20 protein-coding genes are annotated in these 18365 nt (G+C 62.9%); 1 reads left to right on the top strand and 19 read right to left on the bottom strand.

Annotated elements, in window-relative coordinates:
* Positions 1-7: 7 nt before the first annotated feature.
* The 19 genes from MPRO_RS20375 to pilL2 all read right to left on the bottom strand — a co-directional run bounded on the left by MPRO_RS20375 (position 8) and on the right by pilL2 (position 16024).
* Positions 8-943: a TIGR03756 family integrating conjugative element protein gene (locus tag MPRO_RS20375; protein WP_067297517.1), complete on the bottom strand. Its 936-nt coding sequence runs from the start codon at positions 941-943 to the stop codon at positions 8-10.
* Positions 940-1365 (bottom strand): TIGR03757 family integrating conjugative element protein, encoded by a 426-nt coding sequence (locus MPRO_RS20380; RefSeq protein WP_067297522.1) that lies wholly within the window; start codon positions 1363-1365, stop codon positions 940-942. Before MPRO_RS20380 ends, MPRO_RS20375 begins: the two co-directional genes overlap by 4 nt.
* Before the next feature lie 155 nt (positions 1366-1520).
* Positions 1521-2018: a JAB domain-containing protein gene (locus tag MPRO_RS20385; RefSeq protein WP_067297527.1), complete on the bottom strand. Its 498-nt coding sequence runs from the start codon at positions 2016-2018 to the stop codon at positions 1521-1523.
* 188 nt (positions 2019-2206) lie between these two features.
* A complete protein-coding gene (locus tag MPRO_RS20390; RefSeq protein WP_245635157.1) occupies positions 2207-5173 on the bottom strand; it encodes a conjugative transfer ATPase in 2967 nt (988 codons plus the stop codon).
* Positions 5173-5607: a TIGR03751 family conjugal transfer lipoprotein gene (locus MPRO_RS20395; protein WP_067297531.1), complete on the bottom strand. Its 435-nt coding sequence runs from the start codon at positions 5605-5607 to the stop codon at positions 5173-5175. The genes MPRO_RS20390 and MPRO_RS20395 overlap by 1 nt, the downstream gene beginning before the upstream one ends.
* Positions 5588-6988, bottom strand: coding sequence for a TIGR03752 family integrating conjugative element protein (locus MPRO_RS20400; RefSeq protein ID WP_067297535.1), 1401 nt, complete (start codon positions 6986-6988; stop codon positions 5588-5590). The genes MPRO_RS20395 and MPRO_RS20400 overlap by 20 nt, the downstream gene beginning before the upstream one ends.
* Positions 6978-7874, bottom strand: coding sequence for a TIGR03749 family integrating conjugative element protein (locus tag MPRO_RS20405; protein ID WP_067297538.1), 897 nt, complete (start codon positions 7872-7874; stop codon positions 6978-6980). The genes MPRO_RS20400 and MPRO_RS20405 overlap by 11 nt, the downstream gene beginning before the upstream one ends.
* Positions 7871-8551: a PFL_4703 family integrating conjugative element protein gene (locus MPRO_RS20410; RefSeq protein ID WP_067297541.1), complete on the bottom strand. Its 681-nt coding sequence runs from the start codon at positions 8549-8551 to the stop codon at positions 7871-7873. Before MPRO_RS20410 ends, MPRO_RS20405 begins: the two co-directional genes overlap by 4 nt.
* Complete coding sequence (locus MPRO_RS20415; RefSeq protein WP_067297544.1) at positions 8548-8946, bottom strand: TIGR03750 family conjugal transfer protein; 399 nt, start codon at positions 8944-8946, stop codon at positions 8548-8550. Before MPRO_RS20415 ends, MPRO_RS20410 begins: the two co-directional genes overlap by 4 nt.
* A gap of 12 nt (positions 8947-8958) precedes the next feature.
* Positions 8959-9318 (bottom strand): TIGR03745 family integrating conjugative element membrane protein, encoded by a 360-nt coding sequence (locus MPRO_RS20420; protein ID WP_067297547.1) that lies wholly within the window; start codon positions 9316-9318, stop codon positions 8959-8961.
* 17 nt (positions 9319-9335) lie between these two features.
* Positions 9336-9569, bottom strand: coding sequence for a TIGR03758 family integrating conjugative element protein (locus MPRO_RS20425; protein ID WP_067297550.1), 234 nt, complete (start codon positions 9567-9569; stop codon positions 9336-9338).
* Positions 9566-9922: an integrative conjugative element protein, RAQPRD family gene (locus MPRO_RS20430; protein WP_067297553.1), complete on the bottom strand. Its 357-nt coding sequence runs from the start codon at positions 9920-9922 to the stop codon at positions 9566-9568. The genes MPRO_RS20425 and MPRO_RS20430 overlap by 4 nt, the downstream gene beginning before the upstream one ends.
* A 116-nt stretch (positions 9923-10038) precedes the next feature.
* On the bottom strand, positions 10039-10788 hold the full coding sequence (locus MPRO_RS20435) for a TIGR03747 family integrating conjugative element membrane protein (protein WP_067297556.1): 750 nt from the start codon (positions 10786-10788) through the stop codon (positions 10039-10041).
* Positions 10785-12947, bottom strand: a complete 2163-nt coding sequence (gene traD / locus MPRO_RS20440) for a type IV conjugative transfer system coupling protein TraD (protein WP_067297560.1) — start codon at positions 12945-12947, stop codon at positions 10785-10787. The genes MPRO_RS20435 and traD overlap by 4 nt, the downstream gene beginning before the upstream one ends.
* 4 nt (positions 12948-12951) lie before the next feature.
* Entirely contained in the window at positions 12952-13491 is a 540-nt protein-coding gene (locus tag MPRO_RS20445) for an integrating conjugative element protein (RefSeq protein ID WP_067297563.1), read from the bottom strand.
* A complete protein-coding gene (locus tag MPRO_RS20450) occupies positions 13488-14081 on the bottom strand; it encodes a transglycosylase SLT domain-containing protein (RefSeq protein ID WP_067297567.1) in 594 nt (197 codons plus the stop codon). Before MPRO_RS20450 ends, MPRO_RS20445 begins: the two co-directional genes overlap by 4 nt.
* On the bottom strand, positions 14066-14725 hold the full coding sequence (locus MPRO_RS20455; protein ID WP_439646789.1) for a TIGR03759 family integrating conjugative element protein: 660 nt from the start codon (positions 14723-14725) through the stop codon (positions 14066-14068). The genes MPRO_RS20450 and MPRO_RS20455 overlap by 16 nt, the downstream gene beginning before the upstream one ends.
* Before the next feature lie 64 nt (positions 14726-14789).
* On the bottom strand, positions 14790-15446 hold the full coding sequence (locus MPRO_RS20460; protein WP_067297570.1) for a hypothetical protein: 657 nt from the start codon (positions 15444-15446) through the stop codon (positions 14790-14792).
* A complete protein-coding gene (gene pilL2, locus MPRO_RS20465) occupies positions 15443-16024 on the bottom strand; it encodes a PFGI-1 class ICE element type IV pilus protein PilL2 (RefSeq protein WP_067297574.1) in 582 nt (193 codons plus the stop codon). The genes MPRO_RS20460 and pilL2 overlap by 4 nt, the downstream gene beginning before the upstream one ends.
* Before the next feature lie 453 nt (positions 16025-16477).
* Between pilL2 and MPRO_RS20470 the strand changes: the two genes are divergently transcribed.
* Positions 16478-18121, top strand: a complete 1644-nt coding sequence (locus MPRO_RS20470; RefSeq protein ID WP_082709006.1) for an SNIPE associated domain-containing protein — start codon at positions 16478-16480, stop codon at positions 18119-18121.
* Positions 18122-18365 lie beyond the last annotated feature (244 nt).

The raw sequence follows: 18365 nt of genomic DNA on the forward strand, positions 1-18365 counted from the left end.
TGTGTCCTCAGTCGAAATCCACGCTACCGAGAAAGCGCTGGCCCCGGCGCTGGCAGCAGCTGTAGGGCCGCCACAGCGCCCAGGCATAGTCGCCTTGCCGGGCCTGGAGTCGCGGACCGCTGTGGGGGAACACCGCGCAGGAGGTGGACAATCGCGGTGTCAGTTCCTGCCATTTGCCGGTCGAGGCGTCGCTTTCCATCAGTGCCCCGGCCGGCCAGTAGCCGTCCCGTGGATTCGCCAGCAGCGGCTGGTAGACATGCAGTTGACCGCGGCGGGTGACGATATCGCCCGCGCGTTGGGCGACTACGGCGCCGGCCTTGTGGTCGTCACTCTGGTGCAGGAAGCCGCCGCGGGGATAGACGTTGCCCCAGAGGTTCAATGCGCTACGGGTGCCGATCTCGCGCATGCCGGGTGTCAGGGCTTCCGGATAGACGGCCTCGGGCAGGTTGTAACGCCAGGCGGGCGTATCAAGGGTGCTGAGCAGATAGGGCATAAACGCCGTGCCGGCGCCGTCGCAACGGTAACCGAAACTGGCGGCGAACTGGCTGAACAGTTTGGTACCCGGGTGGCCGATGACGTCGGCGTTCTTGAATTTGGCGAGGTTGTTTTCATGGTCCTCGTTGATGGTGCCATCGCCACCCGCCTGTGCCGCCGGGTTGGGCGGGCTCATCGCCCGCACCTCGACCCAGGGGTTGTTTCCGGTGTTGCTGTAGCTCGAGACCACGGCATCGGGCACATAATGGCGTACCTTGACCGAGGTGCGTACCCTGCAGCCGCTCGACGAGCAGTACAGCCAGTAGCAGATGCCCACGACCCGGTATTCAAGGCAGTCCGGTGACAAGGCCGATTGCAGAATGGTGGTGGTCGTGAGGGCGGCGCCCGGTGTAGCCGTGCCGAGCAGCACGATGGCGGACCCGAGTCGCAGGCGCTGTGGAGTCCTCATGGCTGTTCCTTACGATACTGCGCCACGCGATCCAGTGCCTGGTCGAGGTCGGCTTCGCCATAGACGACATAGCGCCGGTCCACCACGACCGCTGGAATCGCGGTGATGCCGAGGCTCCAGGCATCGGTAACGCCCTGGTAGGCGCTCTGCAGGCGCCGGTGCAGCTGCTGGCCACCCTGTGCCAGTCGTTGCTGCATGCGCTGGCTGGCTTGCAATGGGTCTGTGGGTAGCCGGGCGGACAGTTGCGCCTCCAGACGCGATGGTGCGTCCAGTTCGATGACGCGATCGGGGGCATGTGTACCGGTCACGGGGTTATGGCTATCGCTGACCACCCAGACCTCCGTCGCTGTGGCGCTGCCGCTGAGAAGCAGCAGAGCGAGGATGGCCAGGCTGGGCCTGTGCGAGCCATGAAGCTGTTGCATGTGTGTTCCCCGGTGGTTTGATGACGTTACCAGTGCAATCGAAAACGGAGCTTTGTTCCACCAACAATGGGCACCGCGGTGCGTCCCTATTTGGAGGGGGGCAGCGAGCCGCGCCCGAAGGGACGCAGTCGCTGTCGAGGGAGGAAAGAGCGGGGTTATAGCAGCCCCATCTCCGCAAAGGAAAAGGGCTTCCCTTCGCCGATAATGAAGTGATCCAGCACGCGGATATCCACCGCCGTCAAGAGTGACGCCAACCGTTCCGTGATGGCCTTGTCGGCCAGGCTGGGTTCGGTTACGCCCGAGGGATGATTGTGAGCGAAGATGACCGCCGCCGCGTTATGTTCCAGCGCCTTGGACAGTACGACCCTCGGATACACCGATGACGCATCGATCGTGCCCTTGAACAGCACGTCGAAGGCGATGACGCGATGTCTGTTATCGAGGAACACCACCGAGAACACTTCGTTGCGCTCGCTCGCCAGTTTCATGCGCAGGTAGTCCCGTACCTCCGTCGGGTTCTGCAAGGTGTTGCTGCGTTGGAAGACGCGTCGCTCGGTGATCTCAATGGCGCGGGCGATGATCCAGTCTTCATGCTGGTTATCCAGCGGGATGGACAGACGGGCGCTGTCGTTGATGGCAACGGATGTTGTCATGGGATGCCTCCTGGGGATTTGCGGACAAATGCGGAGGCGCCGACCCTGGAGGGCGAGCCCTCCAGGGTCTGTAATCAATGTCACATCCACCGCCATACAACCGGCGGTCATCCGCGCAAGGGATGCGAAGCGGACGGGGTTCGCGATCAGCGCGGTATTACCGCGCCCGTAGCCTTGAGGATCGCAGGCTACCTGGGCATGTCGCTGACAACGTCAGCGGACAATTCGGAACTGTCGACGCCAGTGGCGGGAGCCGCCAAGAGGTCGTCGTAGGCCAGGGGAGCGATGCCGCGTGCCCGGTCGATGTTTTCGGCCACCTTGAAGGCGGCTTCCAGCTCATCGATGCCCTGCTGCTGCATCAGCTGGTAGCGCTCGGCCTTCTCCTCCGGTTCCGTTTGGGCCAGCGCCAGGTAGAGGCTCGGTGGCACCGCGCGGAACAGCAGGTCCATCGACTTCGACAGCACCACGCCTTCGGAGAACTTGCCGGCCTCCTTGCGCGCGGACAGCATCAGTGCCTTTTGCGCCGGTGACAGCTCGCGAAAGCGGGCGATCTTCTCAACTTCGTCCGGTGGCATGGACAGGCAGATCCACCATTCGATCATGTTCAGCATTGGCTCCGCCGCCTTGGGCAGATCGTCGATATTCTGCGTCGCCAGCCAGTACCAGGCGCCGAGTTTTCGCCACATCTTGGTGATCTTCACCACATAGGGGGCGAGCAGCGGGTTCTTGGTGATGATGTGGCCTTCGTCGGTGACATTGATGATGGGCCGGCCCAAAAACTGGTCGCGCTCTGCCAGGTTGTTCACGGTATTGATCAGGCTGATATAGGCGATGGAAAGCTGGGCGTTGTAGCCCTCGCGCGCAAAGGTTGCCAGATCCACGACGGTAATGTCAGCTTCGGGCCAGGGTGTGCCGGGGCGGTCAAACATCTCGCCATCAACCCCCTGGCAGAACATGTCCATGGCATCGGCCATCTCCAGCAGGCGTGCCCGGCGGCTCTCCGGCAGTGTCGTATCATCGGCGCGCCCGCGTAGCGCATCGCGCAGGTCGCGGGTCAGCACGGTGCGTTGTGCCGCTACGCAGTGCTGCGCGGCATCGAGGATGCACTGGCGGATCAGGCTGCGGTCGGCACGGGTCATGCGCGCCTCTTCGCGCTCTTCGCCGCCGGTAATCATCAGGCGCGCGGTGATCTCCAGCTCGCCGAGCACGTCGCGCTGCTCGTCGATGTCCGCCGCTGCAGAGTCTGCGGACGAGGCGTCGTCAAGGGCGTCAGCATCCAGCGTCTGTACGTGGCCGGGTGTCTCGACCAGGCGGCGGGCGTCTGCAAAGGGCGCCAGGCTCACACCGGCACCGGGCGCCAGCTTGACCCGGTTCAGTGTCATTCCCAGGCGCTGGGCAAACTCACCGAACAGCCCGAAGCTGTTGCCGGCCTCGACGATAAACAGGCGGGGCCGGTAGATGGCCGTGATCTGGTTGAGGATGTTGTTGAGCGTGGCGCTCTTGCCAGAACCCGTGGGGCCGAACAGGAACAGATGCGCGTTCATCTGGCGGTCGAGACGGTTCAACGGGTCGAAGGTGATGGTGCCGCCGCCGCGGTTGAAAAAAGTGATGCCGGGGTGGCCGGTGCCCTGGCTGCGCCCCCAGACGGGCGCCAGGTTTGCCGCATGCTGGGCGAACATCAGCTGCGTGTACCACTGGCGGCGGTCCTGCCCCGGATTGTAGAGGCCGGGCAGCCAACGCAGGTAGCTGTTGAGTGGTGCGACCTCGTCATCCTCTCGCACCGGCTGCAGGCCGGCATTAAGCATGACGTTTGCCAGCTGCAGTCCCCGGCTATCGAGCTCGGCCTCATCCTGGCCACGCAGGTAAAAGGCGAGGCTGCCGCGGTACAGTTTGTGGGCGCTGCCGATCAGCGACCGCGCCTCGTGCACGTCGCTGAGTGTCTGCTCAGACGCCAGGGTGTCGCCGACCGCCTTTCTTGCCAGCTGATTCAGGTGAGCTTCCAGCACATCCTGCGGCGTGATCACCAGGGTCAGGCACATCAGGGTGTCGTCGGGCATCTGATCGAACAGCGTGTTAATGGCGTCACCCTTGCGGGTCTCACCGGTCAGGTGGCCGGTGGCGGGCGGTGTGCGCAGGCGATCCGACACCAGCACCCGATGGGGCATGCCGTCGAAATACCACAGCCCTTGCCGGGCGTCGGAGCGGGGCTGGCCGAAGAACAATCGCTGACTGAAATCCAGGCCGCTTGCCAGCTCGATCTCATCGGGGGCGGTCTCGTCGGCATCGATCGCCTCCGGGTAGGCCGCTTGGCGGTAGAAGCGCTCGCGGTCCTCGGGGGCGGGCCCCAGCAGCGATGGCCTGGGATTGAACCAGCGCAGCAGCCAGTCATGGATCTGTGCCGCGTCCAGGCGCTGGGCCTCAATACCGGCGTTGGCCAAACCGCCCAGCAGACGGTCGCAGACGATATTCAGTGCCTGTTCCGGGGACTGCCCGCGGCGCGCCGTCTGGCCGTTCAGGCGCTGGTAGACCACCATGCGCACCCGCCGGCACTGGCCGCGCCAACGCAGGCGGCTGATGGCGGTATCCTCGAATAGCCCGTCGGGCTTCGCCACGGCCCTCAGATGGTGGGCAATGGACGTCAAGTAGCATTCGCTGAAGGCGGTGCCCTGGGCGCGGGGCTGCAGGTACCTTCGCAATTGATCCAGGTAGGCATCGAAGTTGGCCTCGTCCTGGGCGTAGAGCTGCAGCACCCAGGGGTTATTGTCCAACTCGTCGAAGCTGTCCTGCAGGGCATTTTCCAGCGCATCCCGGGCCTGTGCCAGCCAGGCGGCTTCCCGGCCTTCGGTACCGAGCGGCTGCAGCTCGAAGAAGGCAGCGACGGATAGACCGTCCTCGAGCAGCATGCACTGGGTCTCGGGCAGGTACTCGACCCAGGGCAGCAGCTCGACAAAGGACGGAGCCCGGTCGTACAGCGCCTGCTCGTCGGCCAGCGTCGCCGGCCGGCTGCCGTGCACCGCCGCGCCGGGCGCCGGAATACCGGAGTCCCGCAATGCCTGAACGTGACGCTGCCAGCCATCGGGCGGATCCTGGGCGCTGTCGCCTCCATCCTCAACATCGCGTCGCCACGGCCATCTCCTGTTCCATGTCCAGGCCATCAGTAATCCTCCAGGCGCTCGCCGGGCATCGCATACTGCACGCGCTGATACAGCGGGAAAACCGTGCTGTAGCCCGGCACCGGCACAGGGTCGGTGCCGGCCAGGTGCGGGAACACATACATGATCAGGTCCGGGTTTGGCAGGCGGTGGAACTGCCGGATGATCTCGTTGTGCGCCGTGCGGGTGTAGCGGCTACTGGCGTCCACGGCGGACGGGATATCGCTTGCGGTCAGCGGCCGACGCAGGCTCTGGCGGGCATCGAGTAGCCGCCGCGTGGCGACCTGGCCCGAGCCGCCGTCACCGGCGTGCTGATGCCAGAGGTCCTGCATGGTGCGATCGCCATGGGGTAGCAGCGTGTCCTTGTCGGTGGCGCAACCGGTGAGTAGCGTCACCATCAACGCCAGTACCAGAGGCTTAGTCGAGATCCCGTGCATAGCTAGCTCCTGTGCGATGGTCGACCTTGCGCCCGTCGGCGGCGTAGTCGATGGCGAGCGGCTGCTCGAGGTGGATGGCGACCCGGGCGCCGGGTTGTACGTACACGGCGGCGAAGGCCTGGCCATAGAGCTTGTTGACCCAGGACGACATGTCCTGCACGCCGCCGGCGAGGATGCGGCCCATTGCCTCGTTGCTGCTGATACCGACGCTACCGAGCGAGCCGTCGGCGCCGACGTACGACAGCTGACCGTTCTCGGCGTTGATCAGCGACGCCGCGCCGGCACCGGCGGCGGTAATCAATGACTGCGTGCCAAGGTACTGCTGTGCATTGCTGCGGCGCTCACCGCTGACGCAGGGGATGCCATAGGGATCGCTGATCCAGCCAAGACCGTCCTGGTTGCTGGTCGGGTTCCCGCGCTCGCTGTCTGCGGGCAGGGTACTGATGGTGCCGTCATGAAACACGAAGGTGATACTGCGCACCTGGCCACGCACGCACGACAAGGTCCAGTCGCCGGAGGCCGTGCCGCTGAACACGGCACCGGCCACGTCGGGAAGGTCGATACCGTTGGCGGTGAGGTTGTCCGGACCGACCAGGACCTTGAACGGGTAGGGATCGTTCACGGTACCATCGATGGGGACGCGACCGATCAGCGCCGTCATCGCCACCGAGCCCATCAGGGTGGCATTGGCCGGCAGCGTATAGACCGGCGTTGTGTTCCTGGAGGCCGCTTGGGCATCACCAATGGTGAGGCTGGTGCTCGTGGTTTCTTCCGGGCGCAGTGCCGGGCCAAAACGGTTCGGGAAGCTGACGCTGTCGCTCGCGCCGTTACGGCTATCGGCAGGTAGGGCGTCATCTGGTTCGACCCACTGCAGCCCGGTGCTAAAGCCGTCGCCATCGCCCTCGCGCAGTCCCAGGCCCACCGGCAGTTCGGTATGGCCGCCGGTGTCGCTCAAGTCTGCAAGCTGACGCTGCAGCTCCTGCAATAGCCCCTCGGTCTGCTGCCGCTCGCCGGCGACACGATTCTGCTCCTGTTGCAGGTTGGCGCGCTCGGATGCAAGGGCGGTACTGATGCGTTGATCGATTGCGCTCTCACGCTGGCGCAAACGTGCGTTCTCGGCGCGCTGGGTGTCGTTGTCGCTCAAGGCCGTCTGCAGCTCGGTGCGCAGTTGCTTGACCTGTGCGACCAGCGTGGCCACGGTGTCGCGCGGGGTGTCGCCCTCGATACCGAGCGCCTGCATCTCCTCGGGGGTCAGTGCGCTGCCGGCAACGGAGGATGGCGGCGTCCGGGTCCCGTCCCCGGAAAACAGCCGGATACCCATAAACAGTAGCAACAGCGCCACCGGGATCATCAGCCACTTGAGCAAGCCGTTACTCTGCATGTTTGGCTCCTTTCGGGACCGCTGCAGGGCGAGGCAGGTTCAGCGCCGGGTCGATGCGGTTGATGGCGGGCAGCAGCGATGGCGCGAGGCCTTGGCCGCGCGTGACCAGGTACAGCACTGTGGTGTCCTCCGGCCTGCCACGGGGCCCCAGGTCAGGGTGCTGGAAGCTGGCCGTCATAAAGTCACCCTGCAGCGCCCGGGGATCGAGTCCTATCCAGCGCTCGCTGGTGTTGGTCAGTCGCACCGCGGTAACCCATTGATCGGCCAGACGCCAGGCAATGAGCGCCTTGGCATGCACCGGCTCGGTGGGCAGCAGGGTATCGAGTGGCAGGTCACGGCGCAGGTTGACGCGTTGAACTCCCGGCAGCGGTTCCACCGTGCGCAGTGGGGCATAGAGGTTCTGTGCGGCGAAACGCGTCAGCACCACCGGTAATGGGGTCTCGTGCCGGGGCCCTTCAGATGGAGTACCTGGTGAGCGATCAGCCGCGGTTACGGGCTCACCATAACGTGAGGGTAGAGTCGTTCCCTCGACGATGCGCACCGGCTCCAGTGGCGGCTCGCCCGCTTGAGCGGGTGTGGCCGCGATGTCGAGCAGGATCAGGGCGCCGGTATCGGCATCCTGCAGCTGTAACCGGGTCGGTTCGATAGGCTCGCTGGCGCGCAGGTAGACCGCGCCGCCCGCACTCTGGACCCGTAGCCGATCGCCCAGCTGGGCGGGGAGTCCAACCCGGACGTTGCGGTCGACGAAGACGATGCGCTCCTGGCCCACTATCAACGGCACCGCGAGCGGCAGGCGCTCCCAGCGCAGTATCTCCACGGCCTGCGCCGCGGGCACGGCCACCAGGGCCAGCACGACTACCCACCAGGTGGAAGCTCGACGATTCATGGCGTTACTCCTCGCAGGTTCAGGCCCGTATTCCCGGATGGTTCGGCCGTCGGCACAGCGATGCGTTGTGGTGCGCCGTCGTAGCAGTCGAGTGCCAAGCCGAAGGGATTGCGCGTAGGGTCGACATCCAGTCGTACGACCTTGATCGGGTAGCGCACCAGGGCGCGCTTGACCTGCTCTGAGCCGTGATACTCGTCCGCACTGATATCGAGCTGGACCACCCAGTCGCGGTCCGACACCACCTGCACGCGTTCAGTGGGGTTGTCGCCGTAGCCGCGGCCGGGAATCTCGTAGATGCCGCGCACGCGCTGGCGCAGCTCGCCGGTACTGCGGCGGTAGTCGTAGTCGGCCTGGAGGAAGGCGCGGCAGGCGGGGGTGAAGTAGGGCGACAGGGCATGAAGGTTGCGCGCATAGTCGGCTTCGCCATTCGACGGCCAGCGGTTGAGCTGCTGGAACACATAGAAGGTGAAGGCGTAGATGGACTCCGGGGGCACCTCCCACCATTTCCTGGAACTGCCGGAGCGCAGGTCCGGCGGCACGTGGATGGTGAGATCCCGTGGCGCACTCCACCATCCGCCTCCCATGATAAGGGCCAGCAACAGCAAGGCCGCCACGCCGATGCGCAGCGTACGGATATGGGATTGCAGGTGAGCGACTTCGTTCTTGAACCGGCTCATCGGGCCTCCCGTCGCACCGACCAGGCACCCGAACGGGTGATCAGTGTGTGCCCGCCAACCCATCCGGCCAGCAGGGGATAACGCGACGCCAGCCACCATTGCAGATGCCGGTACAGCCAGGTGTCCGGCCGGCCCCGCTTCTGACGGCGCAGAATGCCGCCACCGACATAGATCCCGAGGGCAATCGTCGCGACGATGCAAGTCGGCACCAAGGCGATGGTCGACAACAGCGAGGCCAGTGGCACCCCGACGGTTAGCCCCAGGGTGGCGGACAGGCCGCAGCAGATCCACAGCTCATCCGCGCTCAGGCCCCGCACCACCACTGGATGGTGATTGAGCCGATGCGGAAGAAACGTCACCGTACCGTCTGCCTGAATAAGCTCCGCACTGGACATGGCGCGGGCCTCCTACAGGATGCCGGTGGCTTCGGTGAGCAGCCAGATGCCGATCACCAGCAGCACGGCGCCCACCGCTACGGTCAAGCCGAACTGGCCCCAGGTTTTCCGGCCGGTGTGGATCTCGGCATAGCTGGAATAGGCGTGGTAGCACACCCCGACGAACATCGATGCGACGACCAGCAGCGCGACCAGCAGCACGATGTCATAGCCGTAGTTGCGGATCGTCTCCATGATGCCGCTGCCGGTACCCCGGGACGGGTTCTCCAGCGTGGGCAGGCCCAGCGCAAAGGACGGCGCAGACAGCGCGACGGTGTTCAAGGCAATGACGGAGCGATACAGCAAACGGGGAAGGACGTAGTGAGGATTCATGTTCGAGCACCTTCGGGTCACGAGAGCAGGAAGAACGTCAGTACCAGGTACAAGGCGACAAAGCGCACCACGACACCGAAGAACTGACGCTGGTTGATACGGCTTTCAGCCCAGCCGACATAGGCTGTGCGGATGGCCCAAGCGCCCCACAGCAGCAGGACGGCGAATACCGTGCCCACCAGGACGGTGGCCATCAGCGCCGGAGTGATGCCGCTGCTGGCCTGAAAGGCAGAGAGTTGTGCGGCGGTCATGGCCGCTCCTCCGGATAGGACTCGGCGCGGTACTGACCACTCAGCGCGGTGGGGTCTCTGGGCTGGGCACGAGAGGGAGCGAGGTAGTCCCGGATGCCGGCGCGCACCCGTGTCAGATCTGCGCGCAGGCGCGGATAGTCGAAGTGGTAACGATTGCCGGCCGTGAAGGGAGTGGATGCCGCACTCTGTTCGACCAGCCGCTCCAAGGCATCGAGCTGACGCAGTGCGGCGGCCAGTGCCTGGCGCTGCAGCGGTGCATCTTCCGCGCAGGCCTTCGGCATGGCCCCCATCAGGGAGACCAGGAAAAACAGTGCGCAGCCGTGGGCGGCACGCGATCGAGATGAAAGCACCATCGCGCATTCCTTCGTCAGATCAGCAATGGCGTAATGGTGAGGGAGTTCAAATGCTCAGGCTGCAAACAATAAGAACACGGGGAGTACCGCATTATCAGGGGCGTAAGAAGAGACGATTACAAATACTTCTTGAAGCTCCCGGTGGTGAGGTTAACCGCCAGCCCCAGCAGTGCCGCGCTGGGCAGCAGGATCAGCAGCGGATGCAGCGACACCGGTAACGTCAAATAGACCACCCAGGGCAATACGACCAGCGGCATCAGCGACGCTTTGGCCCGGTGATAGACAAAGCCTGACTCTCTGCCTGCGCCGAACTTGCGCACATCGCGCCGCACCAGACCATCGACACAGCCGACGAAAGCCGCCATCAGGAATAGCGGCAGGGTTAGCGTCAGCACAAGCAGCCGCACTCCAAAGGTCAGGGTCGTAAACGCGGCAGCGATCAGGTAACGCTCGGCCCAGACATAGGCCTGGCTGATGTAATAGCGGACATTTCGGGTGCTTCCCTGGCTGGGTGTTCGGGCCCGCTCAGCGGTGTTGCCCATCCGCTGCAACAGCCCTGTCTTGATAAAAATCCAGTCGTAGCCGGTTTTCACCAGTCGGTGCGCCGTGCGTCCTGGCTCCTGTACCAGGGCGCTACGCGTGAAGTGGCTCGACAGCTGTCCCAGCTCGTACTGCAGCATGGCCTGAGAATGGCGCCAGCCCTGGTCGCGCCAGACCAGGTGCATCCCCACGCACTCGATCAGGATCGAGATCAGCAAGGAGCCGACCAGTACGCCCATCATCCGAAATGGCAAGGTGATAATACCGCCAAGCAGGCCCTGACGGCGGGCTTGCTGACGCTGGGCGGTGGTGGCGGGATCGTTCATGAGGGAGCTTCAGCCTGGCCGGTGTCGTCATGGGTCGGGTCGTCGAGCAGGTCGTCCGGCAGCGGCTGGTCCTGTAAGCCGGGCGCGCCCAGGTTTTCCCACCACTGTCCGGTTTCGGTATAGCGCTGGCGCATGTAGCCTGCGAGCTGCTGTAGATCCTGCGGCATGGCCTCGTCCGGGTCGGGGGCCGGCAACGGCATGCGGACTTTCCAGAGATTGCCACCCTGTAGCAGCGCGAAGCACTGGCCCTTGGGAAGGCCGACCAGGTGCGAGGGCTCGATCATCGGTACGCTCGACATGCTGATGCGGTCCTGGGTGTTGGAGGTGAAATCGGTCGAACCGTGGATGTCGGAGCTGTCGGTGGCGCCGCTGACCACCGTTGTGGTGTAAACCTCCACCTTGGGCAACTGCCGCGTGAGCAACTCGGCGGTGGCGGTCTCGCGTACCCGCAGCATGAAGAGATTATTGAAGTTGCCCACCACCTGGCCCGCCTTGGCGCGGTTGCCGATGCGCGCCTCGATGTCACTGAGGGTCTGGGTGTAGGCGGTGACCTGGATACCGGCGCCGCCGCCTTTGTTGACCATCGGGATGAACTCGTCCCCCATCAACTCATTGAACTCGTCGGCATGGACGTTGATCGGTACCTTGGCGTCGGTCTTGGCTTCAGGCAGGCCATCGTCGATGCCGAACTTGTAGATGTGCCCGGCGACCGACACCAGGTCGCTGAACATCGAGTTGCCGACAGCCGCGGCCACCTCGGCATCGGACAGTGCATCCAGGCCCACGTAAACCACGGCGCGTTTGCGGATGATCTGCATCCAGTCGAAGATTGGCCTCGGGTCCGTCAGATCCGCGTAGTTCGGAGCCAGCAGCTGGGCGATCTTGCCGCTGGTGAGCTTTTCCAGCAGTGGCAGCAGTGAGGCGACGATCTTGTCGAAATAGGTGCGGTCGTAACGCACCGCCGAGCGCAAGCCATCGAGCACCGGGTCGTAGTTCCGCACCTGGCCCAGGTATTGTTCGAGCGCAATCACACGCTTCTCCCGTCCCATCATGTTGCGCGGAATCGTCCGGTCGTTGAGCCGGGCCTCGATCTGCACGATGACTTCCCACGCCTTCGGTTCGGTCCTGGCGAAGTAATGCTGCGCATACTCGATAAAGAGCGCGTCGATGTTGATGACGTGGCGCTGGATCAGCAGGTAGTCCGGCCGCTGTCCCAGTTCGATCAGGGCCCGGGCGATGATATTGACGAAGCGCCAGGCAAACTCGCGAAAGGCCGCCGAATTACCCTCGCCGGAGAGCTGACCGGCGATGCGCGTGGCCACCTCGGAGATGCGCCCGAACCGGCCCACCGCGTTGTAGCGGGCGCTGATATCCGGCCAGCCGAGATGGAACACGTAGAACGCGCTGTCGCGCCCGGCACGCTGGGCTTCCACGTACATCCGCTTCAGCAGGTCCGCATCCCCCTTGGGGTCGAAGACAATGACGACCTCGTGCTCGCCGGCTGCATTCTGGCGCCGGATGTCCTGGGTGATGAACAGCTCGGCCAACCGTGTCTTGCCGACGCGGGTGGTGCCCAGCACCAGCGAATGGCCGACCCGCTCCCCCAGCGGCAGGCTGACGTCGACTTCGTACGGCTCGATGCCGTGCAGCCGCGGCAGGCCACCAACTGGCGGCAGCGGCTGCACCGGGTTGAATGGCACATCCCAACGGGTGAGTTTGGCGAGATGGGGCAGCGGAAAGGGCGCGAACTCCAGCCGCTCTTCCAGACGCCGTGCCAGGCGGTAGGCCGGCGTCGGCTCGACATAACAGCGGAACTCGGGTCTGTAGGTCTGCATCAGCCGATGGGTATGCCGTTGCTCCCACAGGAACCCTTTGCCGATAAACAGACGCTGCTGGCTGACCGGCACGGCACTGCTGGTCATCCGATAGCGCGGCAGGCGGCGGATATTGCGCCGGTAGCGCAGGATGACCAGGGCCTCACGCAGCCGGATGGCGCCGAAGGTGGCGAACGCTAGCGCGCTGCCGATGCCCATCAGTGGATTCAGCGCCAGCGACCAGGGGGCCACCAGGCACAGCAGCGTGCAGCCGGCGCAGACCGCTACGGTATAGAGCTCCACCGCGGGGCGCAGCAGGACCTCGACCGGCTGGGTCTGCGCCATAACGTCATTGCTCAATGCCGGTGCTGGTGACCAGCGCCGGGTAGTGCCGCAGACCCAGTCGATCGGCCAGGTCGTCGGCGGGAACCGGTGAGAGCCTTACTGCGGGAACAATCTGGCGCAACTGCTCGAGTCCCTCCGCGGTCTCTACATTCACCACCAGACCCACGGCGCCACGATCCTGCAATGTAGCCGCATGACGACTAAGCCAAGCGCGTGAGGTCGCGTCGTCGCCGACCAAGAAGAACGGTTGCAGGCCGGGGGCCTCGAGCGTGCGGCGGGCGACAATGCCCGGTGTCAGCTTCAGGCTGCGCACGGGCAGCATGTCCGCTTCGCTGACGGTCGTCGCGGGAGGCTGTGGGACAACGAGGGTCGGCTCGATCGGCAGCTGCGAGAGGGGCTGCAGGTTGAGCGCTTCATAGTAGGGCAGGGCGGAGGTGCCGCCGCGGTCGTCCACAACAATCAGCAGTTCGGCCGCTTGCAGTGGCAGCGCGCACAGGGGCAGCGAGAGAGTCAGGATGCGAACGGACAGGATGGGTGTGGTCATGGTGCTTCTGTCTCCAGCAAAGCGGCGTGCGTCGGGCCGGAGCGGCCCAGCACGCGCTCGAGGTGTTGGGCGACACGGGTCTTATAGCGTGCGGCGGGCGCCCCGCCGGCGGGCCGATGGTAGCGACCGACGGCCAGCAACCAGTCCTCTCCTTCGGTGTGCTGTTCGCGCAGGATCGCGGCAGCGATCGCCAGGTTGTGGTAGGGGTCGAGCAGATCGCAGGGATGGCGATAGTGGCGCTTTTGGTACCCCAGGTTGATCTGGCCGAGGCCGGCGTCGATGCGCGTGGGCGGCACTTCACGCAACGCCTGGTGCAGGCCGGCGCAGGCCGCGGTCCGGTTTGCAAAACGGCGCGTCTCGCCCGCGACGTTCAACGACCAGGGCCAGGGAACAAGCCGGTTGTGGCGCCGGATACCGCTCTCCTGCAGCGCCACCGCATACAGCACCGTCGATGGGATGCCGGCGCGTTGCGCGGCAAGCTGGTAGGCTGGGGGCGGGATCTCCCGCGCATGGCAAAATATGGCGGGCACCAGACAGACCACGAACAGTATTGCCTGCAACGCGCCTATGCGTATTACTGCCGCTGCCATTGCCCGTCCACCTGCCGGACGATGGCGGGCAGGTCACCGGCGAGGCCGAGCGATTGCCAGCGGCCGGCATCATGATTGAGGGTGATGGCGCCGCTGCGCACCTTGGCTGGATTGATACCGGTACCGCGTGCCCAGTCACGAATACGGGCATCATCGGTGTGATCGCTGACCATATAGAGATCAAATTCGGTACCGGATTCTTGTAACCGCTGCACCATCTGGTCGCAGGCATGGCAGTCATCACGGACGAACACCGCCGGACGGCCACTGCCCGTCAGGCTCACGCTGCCAGGCATGGCATCGGGCAGGTTGACCCGTAGCACGCCGGGATAGCGCCGTTGCCAGGCCGCGTCATAGGCCCGCTGGTAGTTCAGCAGTTTTTCGACCCGCTGCGCTTCGGCCTGTACCTGGAGGTCGGCATAGCGACGGCGCTCGTCGTCCGAACGCGTCTCGATACCCAGGGCCGTGAGCGGGTCGAGGTTGGGCGAGTAGATACCCAGTGGCCCTTCCATCAGCTCGCGGTAGCGCGTCCATTCGTCCGAGCGCAATCCCCAGTCCCGAGCCAGGCGCGTGTCCCGGCTTTTCTCGAGCTGGGTTTGTGTCACTTGGGATGTACTGATCGCAGGCGGTTGCGCCGAAACCATAGCAGGCACGACGATCAGCCATGCAAAAACGAGGCGTGTCGGAGTTTTCATATCATGGCCCCACTCACGGAATCGCCAGTCGACGCGTCTGCTTACCGGTGCTAAACACTGCGGTGTTTGCTTCTAGGGACTCCAAAACCCAGAGGCCCAGAGTCTCGCCGGGTAGGAGCACCTGAATCTGATCGGCCGTCAGTTTACCGGCGGTCGGAGCGATGGACAGGGCACGTTGCCCCGCACGCAGCTCAATGCCCAGCACTTGAAAGGGAAAGGGTTCTTTTCTGGGGTGTGTAGCTACCGCTGGTTTGGCTTTGGGCCGCGCCTGAACCGGTGCCGCCGGCTGGACGGTTGCCGGCCGGGCTTTCAGCTGCGCGATCTCGATGCGCAACGCGTCCAGTTGTTCCACTCCCACGCGTTCGGTGAGCGTCTGCTCCACGTGTGTCACGCGCGCATCCAGTGCGTGCCGAATGCTCTGCAATGCCGCCACGGTAGCGAATTCGGGCTGGGCTTGAATAGTCTCCACGGCGTCAACTAACGCTGTCATACGGGCCTCGAGGCTGTGTAATTGCCTCTGTCCGGTCTCCACCTGCTCCTGGCTGGCCTGCTCCGATACCAAGTGATAGCCCATAATCGCGGCCACACTCAGTCCGAGCAGCCAAGTCAGCATCAGGAAAGTCACAAATGAGGCGTTGCGCGAACGTACTGGATTGGAAGCTCCGCTCATGGCTGACCTCCAGCCGTAGCAGAAAGGGTTGTGGATGGTTTGACTGTCGATGCGTCGACAGCCGGCGGGGCCAAATCGGTTGTGTCGGCGCGAACGAAGCACAGCTGCCGCGTAACGTCGTCGACTTGCAAATACCAGGCGGGTCCTGCCAACGTCAGTAGGGCATCGTGCAGAAAGAGGGGGCCGAGTTGTCGATGTGCTGCCGGTAGAGGAAGATCATACAGCGACGCAATAGAAGGGTCGTCCTCGCAAAGGCTGTAGCCAGAGCGCTGCAGCAGGTGACGCAATGCGTCGCCGACTGTCGCCTGCAAGGTGGCAGGCATGGATACGTCGACGACCTGTAACAGCAGGTTTTGCTGGGCGACCTGTGGGGCCAGCTCTACCAGGGTGTAACGGCCATACCGGACGACAGGGATCCAGTCGCGAGGTACGGGCAGTACCTGAATTTCAGGCTCTTGCTCCATGGTTGGTGGTGCAACGGATGAGGTGGCACAGCTGCTGGTCAGGGTAACGGCGAACAGGCCGGCAATAATGGCAGCGTACCGAATTGGTGGAAAGTGAAGACAGATGGCTGACATGCGGTCGTCCCCTGGGGCTGTGAGTTGGCAGCATCACAGGGGAGGGCGATCGTATCAGCAGACAATGGGAACTGTAGGTATACCGGATTCCAGTGGTTGAGTTAGTAAAGCTACACCGCTGGCATCGACCGATTTGGGTACCGGAACTGATTCATCGCAACTGTTGGGCTGTAGCTGAACAGTGGGCCATGATTGTCGCTTTGGCCCAAAGTGGATATTGCGTTACTGCCTCATGAGTGACCAGGTGGTGATTTTGGTTAGACGAGTGAAAGCAGGGTGGCCTATGCTGTTCTGGCTAATCAAATCAGCGGGAGGACAGGGATGCTCTACATGGGCGCCAATGTATGTTTGGGAATGGTGGTCAACTACGCGCTCTCCAATGGAGCAGTTCCATCAACAGTCACTTCCAAATAGGAAGCATATGCCGCAAGGCCATTAGGCAAGGAGCCACCCATGGATACCCTATTGCTATTCTTACTGCTATTTCTCGCCCTCTTTCTGCTTGTAGCTGTCTTAAAGTTCTACAGAAAAAGCAAACATTTAAAGAAAACGTCAGACGACTTCGAAGCAAGATTTCGACACAAAGAGCAGCAATGCCAAGTACTGGAGGAAAAGGTCAGCCAGCTGGCTAAATACAGCGAGGTAGCAGATGCGAATGCGGCAGCCAAAGCCTATCTCGCTAAAGGCAAGCAGCTCGCATCGAAAGTTCTGACGGATGCCAAGCAAGCGGCTGAAAGTCTTACCGCTGATAGTAAAAGGCAGGCGCGGGAAAATATTGCCGCCGCCCAAAAGGAAGCTGCAGCCATCCTTGATTCCGCCAATTCTGAAAACTCAGAAGCCAAGGCGGAAGCGAAGCGTATTCGGGAGCGAACTCAGGAGCAACTGGATCAGACAGCTCGGCAAGCCGAGGGTATGCTCAAAAGCGCAAGAGAAAGCGCAGAGCAGATCGCTGGGGATGCGCTCAAAGCAAAAGGCAAGGCCGATCTGTTCGAATCCGCCGCTAGGGCAGCGCGCAATGTCATCAAGGGCTACGGCGACGAGTATGTTGTACCGAATACATCAATTCTGGATGATTTGGCCGAAGACTTCAGCCACAAGGAAGCCGGCCAAAAACTGAAAGAGGCCCGTCAGCATAACAAGACGTTGATCAAGCAAGGATTAGCTGCAGATTGCGACTACGCCGAGAAGCGCCGTCGAGAAACAGCAATCCAATTCGTGCTAGATGCCTACAACGGAAAGGTCGACTCCTCGTTGACCAAGGTCAAGCATGACAACCTGGGGAAAATTCAGCAGCAGCTGGCGGATGCTTTAAGCCTAGTGAATTATAACGGCACTGCATTTCGTAACGCCCATATCACCGACGCCTACCACAAGGCGCGCCTGGATGAACTACGCTGGGCCGTAGCTTCATATGAACTGCGTCAGATTGAGCTTGAGGAACAGCGGGAAATTCGCGAGCAGATGCGCGAAGAAGAACGTGCCCGGCGCGAAATTGAGAAGGCACTCAAGGAGGCTGAAAAAGAAGAGCAGATGCTCCAAAAGGCGATGGAAGAGGCCCGCAAACACCTTGATGCCGCTAGCGAACAGGAACGCCAAGCATACCTGCAAGAATTGGAAGAACTGCAGGCCAAACTGGTCGAGGCTGAGGCCAGGAACGAAAGAGCGCTTTCAATGGCTCAGCAAACACGCGCAGGGCATGTCTACGTAATCTCGAATATCGGTTCGTTCGGAGAGGAAGTGTTCAAAGTTGGCATGACTCGCAGGCTTGAGCCCATGGATCGCGTCAAAGAATTGGGCGACGCCTCAGTCCCATTCGAGTTTGATGTGCATGCAATGGTCTATAGCAAAGACGCTCCAACCCTTGAAAAAGAACTGCACCGCCTCTTCCACTACAACCGCGTTAACCGCGTTAACCGCGTTAACCCTCGCAAAGAGTTCTTCCGAGTGAGCGCTGCTGAAATCCGCGAGACCCTCTCCGACTTAAAGTTGGATGCGCATTTCACCCTGAAGGCTGAAGCGCACGAGTACTACGAATCATTGGCAATAGCGAAGCAGGAGGCCGCTCACTCCAAGGAGGCTGCGTCCGAACTAGCATGAACCCGTGGACTTTCCTTCCAAACCCGCCATTCGGCGGTTTTTTGTGGGTGCGCCAAGCATGGCGCGTAACGCCTTGGCGGGCTCTCTATCGGTTTCGAGTGGCGGCGATGGCTTGGCCGTGAACGTCCGCTATGTGTATGCGTCCGGCGAACCCATCTTGAGCCAGGTGCCGTGAGCGCCTGATAGTGTCCACCTATTTCTAAGTGGACACCTGTTATGACACTGCCAAGCGTATCGCAAGCTC

Source organism: Marinobacterium profundum, assembly GCF_001528745.1.
GTDB classification, from domain to species: domain Bacteria; phylum Pseudomonadota; class Gammaproteobacteria; order Pseudomonadales; family Balneatricaceae; genus Marinobacterium_A; species Marinobacterium_A profundum.